The 6898-nt window shown below is 36.6% G+C and carries 9 protein-coding genes; all 9 read left to right on the top strand.

Annotated features, from left to right (window positions below):
* A partial coding sequence (locus tag VFS71_RS00555) for a T9SS type A sorting domain-containing protein (protein WP_326398720.1) occupies positions 1-658 on the top strand: 658 nt, incomplete at its 5' end.
* Between the two features lie 70 nt (positions 659-728).
* Positions 729-1721, top strand: a complete 993-nt coding sequence (trpD, locus tag VFS71_RS00550) for an anthranilate phosphoribosyltransferase (protein ID WP_326398718.1) — start codon at positions 729-731, stop codon at positions 1719-1721.
* A gap of 60 nt (positions 1722-1781) precedes the next feature.
* Positions 1782-2561, top strand: a complete 780-nt coding sequence (trpC, locus tag VFS71_RS00545) for an indole-3-glycerol phosphate synthase TrpC (RefSeq protein ID WP_326398717.1) — start codon at positions 1782-1784, stop codon at positions 2559-2561.
* A gap of 75 nt (positions 2562-2636) precedes the next feature.
* On the top strand, positions 2637-3266 hold the full coding sequence (locus tag VFS71_RS00540) for a phosphoribosylanthranilate isomerase (RefSeq protein WP_326398716.1): 630 nt from the start codon (positions 2637-2639) through the stop codon (positions 3264-3266).
* A gap of 14 nt (positions 3267-3280) precedes the next feature.
* Positions 3281-4462: a tryptophan synthase subunit beta gene (gene trpB, locus VFS71_RS00535; RefSeq protein WP_326398715.1), complete on the top strand. Its 1182-nt coding sequence runs from the start codon at positions 3281-3283 to the stop codon at positions 4460-4462.
* Between the two features lie 157 nt (positions 4463-4619).
* Entirely contained in the window at positions 4620-4940 is a 321-nt protein-coding gene (locus tag VFS71_RS00530; protein ID WP_326398714.1) for a gamma-glutamylcyclotransferase family protein, read from the top strand.
* Positions 4941-4975: 35 nt separating this feature from the next.
* Entirely contained in the window at positions 4976-5713 is a 738-nt protein-coding gene (locus VFS71_RS00525; RefSeq protein WP_326398713.1) for a carbon-nitrogen hydrolase family protein, read from the top strand.
* Between the two features lie 56 nt (positions 5714-5769).
* Positions 5770-6531 carry a tryptophan synthase subunit alpha gene (gene trpA / locus VFS71_RS00520; protein WP_326398712.1) on the top strand — a complete coding sequence of 254 codons (762 nt, stop codon included), beginning with the start codon at positions 5770-5772 and terminating at the stop codon, positions 6529-6531.
* 23 nt (positions 6532-6554) lie between these two features.
* Positions 6555-6854, top strand: coding sequence for a GNAT family N-acetyltransferase (locus VFS71_RS00515; RefSeq protein ID WP_326398710.1), 300 nt, complete (start codon positions 6555-6557; stop codon positions 6852-6854).
* Positions 6855-6898: the final 44 nt, after the last annotated feature.

The following is a 6898-nucleotide window of genomic DNA, read 5'->3' as shown; positions in this document are numbered from 1 at the left end:
ATATGATAATGATACCTATATGATAACTAACCCCATTATTAATTCTAATATTATAATGAATAATTTATACTATGGAATTCACTCACAAGGAATAAACAAACCAGATTCTGTTTCATATAATTTATTCTATAATAATGGTTCTGGAATAGGTAATGTTTTACCTGTAGGTGTTGGTCCTATTATTACTTCAAACATCAACAATACTCCAGCAGATGCATACTATAATATATTTGTCGATCCAAAATTAGAGGCTACAACTTTATCTGACACACAATTTTGTTACCTGACAGCTGAGTCTCCAGCAATAAATGCTGGTGATCCTTTAATTACAAATAATGGAAGTATCGTAGATATTGGAGCAAAAGAGTTAGTAGGGAATTTATCTAATGGGGAATTCTCAAATTCTAAAGTGATGAATGTAAAAGTATACCCGAATCCTACTGATGATATTTTATCTTTTGAAACAAACCAAAATTACACTTTCGATTCAATTAATTTTTTTGACATTAATGGTAAAAAAATTGATAAAATCAAACTAGATGAATCTAGATCTAGTTATCAATGGAAAATATCTAGTCATTTTAACAAAGGTGTATATCTATATGTAATTATGAATGGTAATTCAATTATTGATTCAGGAAAATTTATAAAAAAGTAGAACAATCGTAATTAATATTTCTAAGCAAATGGAGATGAAAAACAGATTGAATTATTAATAAAAAGAAAAAATGAAAAACATATTAAACAGATTAATCAACCATGAATTACTCTCCAAAGAGGAAGCCAAAAATGTATTGGTAAATATCTCCAGCGGGAGTTATAATCCAAGCCAGATTTCAGCCTTTTTGACCGTATATATGATGCGAAGCATCAGTATTGAAGAATTGGCTGGATTCAGGGAAGCGCTTTTGGAATTGTGCATTCGAGTAGATTTATCCGATTACAATACCATCGATTTGTGCGGTACGGGAGGTGATGGAAAAGACACTTTCAATATTTCGACTTTAGCATCTTTTGTAGCCGCTGGATCCGGAATTAAAGTAGCCAAACACGGAAATTACGGAGTTTCCTCTATTTCGGGTTCGAGTAACGTGATGGAAAAATTGGGAGTAAAATTCAGCAACGACAGTGAATTTATTGAAAAATGCATCGACAAAGCCGGGATTGCCATTTTACATGCGCCTTTGTTTCACCCAGCCATGAAAAATGTTGGTCCAATCCGTAAAGAATTGGGAGTTAAAACCTTTTTCAATATGTTGGGACCTATGGTAAATCCATCGTTTCCACAAAACCAATTAGTGGGTGTTTTCAATCTCGAATTGGCCAGAATGTATGGCTATTTATATCAAAATACCGATGTGAATTTTACGATTTTACATTCCTTGGATGGTTATGACGAAGTTTCTTTGACAGGACCTACAAAAATTATAACCAGTACCAAAGAAGGAATTCTAAATCCTATCGATTTTGGTGTTCGCCTTTTGGAACAAAGCGAAATTGAAGGTGGAAAAACAATCGACGAATCGGCAGAAATGTTTATGAATATACTCTCCGGAAAAGGTAACGAAGCCCAAAACAATGTAGTTTGTGCCAATGCTGGAATAGCGATTGCAACAGTTACCAAATGCTCTCCTCTGGAAGGTTTTGAACTGGCAAAAGAAAGTTTGCTTTCGGGGAAAGGATTGGTCGCTTTGAATAAATTACAAGAATTAAGTAAATAAAAAACAAACAAGAATTTCACGAATTAGCACGAATTGTTTTTTTGTGGCAAAATAAAAAAAATGAATATTTTAGATAAAATCATAATCGACAAAAAAAGAGAAGTTCTTCTCAAGAAATCCATCATTCCGATTTCACAATTGGAAGCTTCGGTTTTCTTCGGAAAAGAGACTATCTCTTTAAGTCAAAATTTAAAAAACAGTAACACAGGAATCATCGCGGAACACAAACGTCGTTCGCCTTCAAAGTCAATTATCAATCAAAGTTTTACTGTTGAAGAAGTAGTTAAAGGATACGAAAGTGCCGGTGCCTGCGGGATTTCGGTTTTGACGGATGGGAAATATTTTGGCGGTTCATTGGACGATTTGCTTTTGGCTAGAGCCTCGGTAAACATTCCGCTTTTGCGAAAAGAATTTATTGTGGATGAATACCAAATCCTTGAAGCCAAAGCCCACGGAGCCGATTTGATTTTGCTTATCGCAGCAGTTCTGACAAAAGAAGAAATCAAATCGTTATCCGAATTTGCCAAAAACCTAGGACTCGAAGTTTTACTTGAAGTACACAATCTCGAAGAATTGGAAAAATCAATTATGCCAACACTGGATATGATTGGCGTGAACAATAGAAACCTGAAAACTTTCGAAGTGAGTCTGGATTTCAGCAAAGAATTGGCTGCAAAAATTCCTAATGATTTTGTAAAAGTTTCAGAAAGCGGCATCAGTTCCATTGAAGCTATCAACGAACTGAAACCATACGGTTACAAAGGATTCTTGATTGGAGAAAACTTTATGAAAACCGATGATGCGGGAAAAGCGGCAACGGAATTTATTAGACAGCTTTAGGCTATACGCTGTAAGCAATAAGCACAAAAAATAACAGCTTAAAGCCCAAAGCTTAAAGCTTAAAGCATTAAACAAATGAAACTCAAAATCTGCGGAATGAAATACCCCGACAATATGATCGAAGTAGGCTCGCTCCTACCCGATTATATGGGATTTATTTTTTGGCAAAAATCGGCTCGCTATTTTGATGGAGATATGCCTGTATTACCAAAATCAATTCGAAAAACGGGGGTTTTTGTCAATGAAAATATCGCTGTAATTGAAGAAAAAGTTACGAAATACAATTTGCAGGCGATTCAATTGCACGGTCAAGAATCGGTTGAATTTTGTTCGAAATTAAAAACTAAATTTGGTACTTCCATTGAAATTATTAAAGTGTTTTCGGCAGACGAAAATTTTGATTTCAGCGTTTTGAAACCATACGAATCCGTTTGTGATTATTTCCTTTTTGACACAAAAGGAAAACTGCCCGGCGGCAACGGAACCACTTTCGATTGGAAAATATTAAAAAAATATCCATCGACAAAACCTTTCTTCCTCAGTGGCGGAATTGGAATTGCCGAATTGGATTCGATAAACGAAATTTCAAAAACCAATTTGCCTATTTATGCCATTGATATAAACAGTAAATTTGAAATTGAACCTGGATTAAAAAACGTACAATTATGTAGAAAAGTTGCAATGCAACGTTTCAACAAAAACTAATAAAAAATATAAAAATGTCATACAACGTCAACGAAAAAGGCTATTACGGCGAATTTGGAGGAGCCTATATTCCTGAAATGTTATATCCAAATGTAGAAGAATTACGTCAGCAATATTTAAAAATAACAGCAGAACCAGAGTTTAAAGCTGAGTTTGACCAACTGCTCAAAGATTATGTAGGTCGTCCTAGCCCATTGTATTTTGCCAAAAGACTTTCTGAAAAATACAATACCAAAATCTATCTCAAAAGAGAAGACTTAAATCATACTGGCGCACACAAAGTCAACAACACAATTGGGCAAATATTAGTTGCAAAACGTTTGGGCAAAAAGCGAATCATTGCCGAAACTGGTGCAGGTCAGCATGGAGTGGCGACAGCCACTGTTTGCGCCTTAATGGGTATGGACTGCATTGTGTACATGGGTGAAATCGACATTGCACGTCAAGCACCAAATGTTGCCCGAATGAAAATGCTAGGTGCCGAAGTTCGTCCAGCTCTTTCTGGATCACGAACGCTGAAAGACGCCACCAACGAAGCTATTCGCGATTGGATTAACAATCCTGTAGATACGCATTATATCATCGGATCAGCCATTGGGCCACATCCTTATCCAGATATGGTAACCCGTTTTCAAAGCATCATTTCCGAAGAAATCAAATGGCAGCTTAAAGAGAAAGAAGGACGCGAAAACCCAGATTATGTAGTCGCTTGCATTGGCGGTGGCAGTAACGCCGCAGGAACTTATTATCACTTTTTGCACGAGCCAGAAGTTGGAATTATTGCTGTTGAAGCTGCCGGAAAAGGCGTGAACAGCGGTCATAGTGCAGCTACCAGTAAACTTGGAAAAGTGGGTATTATTCACGGTTGCAAAACCCTATTGATGCAGACTCCTGATGGCCAAATTACAGAACCGTACTCGATTTCTGCAGGACTTGATTACCCTGGTGTAGGCCCAATGCATGCTCATTTGGCACAAACTGGCCGTGGAGAATTCTTTTCAGTAACGGATGATGAAGCCATGAATGCTGGTTTAGAGCTTACAAAACTGGAAGGCATCATTCCTGCGATTGAAAGTGCGCATGCATTTGCAGTTTTAAATCAGAAAAAATTCAAACCAACTGATATTGTTGTAATCAGCCTTTCGGGTCGCGGCGACAAAGATTTAGACAATTACATCGATTATTTCAAATTGTAATATAATAGTTTGGGCGTTCCCCAAGGGTCGGGCTGTACGTTCCCGCTTTTTTTGAGGCGAAAAAAATCGCCTCAAAAAAGAGCTCCACTACCATCCCTAACGCGCACACGAAATAGTAATAAAGTTTAAGTATAATAACATTTTCAAAATAGATTTTATGCAAAAATTATTCGCTTACGGTACTTTACGAGATCAAGATGTTCAAGAAAACCTTTTTGGACGAATTCTTCACGGAACTCCAGAAACATTGATTGGTTATGAATTAAATGAAATCCAAATCGAAGAAGAATTTGGCATAGAACATTATCCAATTATTATGGAAACCAATGATTCCAATGACACCATCAGCGGAATTTTATATGAAGTCTCAATGAGAGAACTCCATCAGGCTGATCTATATGAGGGGTTGCATTACAAACGCGTAGAAGTATTGTTACAATCAAATCAAAAAGCCTGGGCTTATAGTGCCGCTATTTAGAAACAATAAAGGGATTTAAAACGAAATAAGAAAAAATGATTCTAGCAGCTGCTCAAACAAAACCAAAACGAGGTGATATTGATTCCAATCTTATGGATCATTATCGTCTGGTAAAATTGGCTGCCGCAAATGGGGCACAACTAATCGTGTTCCCCGAGCTGTCCATTACAGGTTATGAAAGAGAAGATGCTGCACAATTGGCTTTTTCCGAAAACGATACCCGATTAAATTATTTGAAAAATTTAGCAACCGAAAACAAAATTGCAATCATTGCAGGAGCGCCAATAAAAATAGGATCCAACTTATTTTTGGGTGAGTTTTGCATCGCTCCAAACGATGTTGTTTCAATATACACCAAACAATTTTTGCATACCGGAGAAGATGTTTATTACCAACCTTCGTTCGATTACAATCCAATACTTGAAATAGAAAACGAACGCATTTCTTGTGCCATTTGTGCCGATATCGACAATCCGAAACACCCAGAAAATGCCAGAAAAAATAATAGTTCAACTTACATTGCCAGTATTTTCTTTTCTCCAAATGGAATTCCGCAAGCACATCAATCATTACAGAATTATGCTTCACAATATCAAATGAATGTTTTGATGGCAAATTTTGGAGGAGACTCTTACGGGAGTACTTCTGGTGGTCGCTCTGCTTTTTGGGACAAAAAAGGAGAATTGATTGCCCAAATGGAAGATTCGGGTTCTGGATTATTACTTGTAGAAAAGCAACATTCAAGTTGGACAAGCAAAATACTGAATGATTAATAAAATATAAAACACAACTATAGGATTTTCAAAATCCCAAGATAAAACACTTTAAAATGAACCGAATAAATCAAAAATTACAAGAAGACAAAAAGATACTTTCCATCTACTTTTCGGCTGGATATCCTAACTTGAATGACACTGTACAAATCATTCAGGATTTAGAAAAAAGCGGAATCGACATGATCGAAATCGGATTGCCGTTTAGTGACCCTTTGGCCGATGGCCCTACAATCCAAGCTAGCTCTACTCAGGCTTTACATAACGGAATGACAACACGAATTTTGTTCGACCAATTGGAAGACATTCGCCAAAGCGTAACAATTCCGTTGGTGATTATGGGTTATTTCAATCCAATGTTACAATACGGAGTGGAGAATTTCTGTAAAAAATGTGCCGAAATCGGAATAGATGGATTAATCATTCCCGACCTTCCGGTTGATGTATATGCTGAACAGTACAAAGCTACTTTCGAGAAATATGGATTAATCAATGTATTTTTGATTACGCCACAAACTTCGGAAGAGCGCATTCGTTTTATTGACAGTGTTTCGGATGGTTTTATTTATATGGTGAGTTCAGCGAGCGTTACGGGATCACAGTCTGGTTTTGGAAACACGCAGGAAACCTACTTCAAACGCATTGGGGATATGAATCTTAAAAATCCACAAGTAGTTGGTTTTGGAATCAATAATGCAGAAACTTTCAATCAAGCCACACAGTATGCCAAAGGAGCCATCATCGGAAGTGCATTTATCACTCATTTGAAAGAGAACGGAACTGGAAAAATTGGTGAGTTTGTGAAAGCAATTAGATAGTTTGACATTACACCTAAAATGGTATGACAACAACAAGAACAACCTCCGAAAACATCGATTTCCAAAAACTAGTCATTTTACTCGATGAAGTTTTGAGAAGCAGAGATGGCGAAGATCATACTTTTTATGCTCAGCATAATACACTCGACAAAATCAATCACGTTGTGGTTTGTTATAAGGATAATGTTGCGATTGGTTGTGGTGCTTTCAAGGAATTTGATTCTACTACTGTTGAAATAAAAAGAATGTTTGTTCATCCTGATTTTCGTGGAATAAGGAATAGCCAGTGCAGTTTTAAAAGAACTGGAAATTTGGGCAAGTGAATTCAATTACTCCAACTGCATTTTGGAAACTGGGAAAAATAATC

The organism is Flavobacterium sp. (assembly GCF_035760125.1).
Classification (GTDB): domain Bacteria; phylum Bacteroidota; class Bacteroidia; order Flavobacteriales; family Flavobacteriaceae; genus Flavobacterium.
Note: the sequence above shows the minus strand (reverse complement) of the source record. Positions and strands in the feature narration are given on the sequence as shown.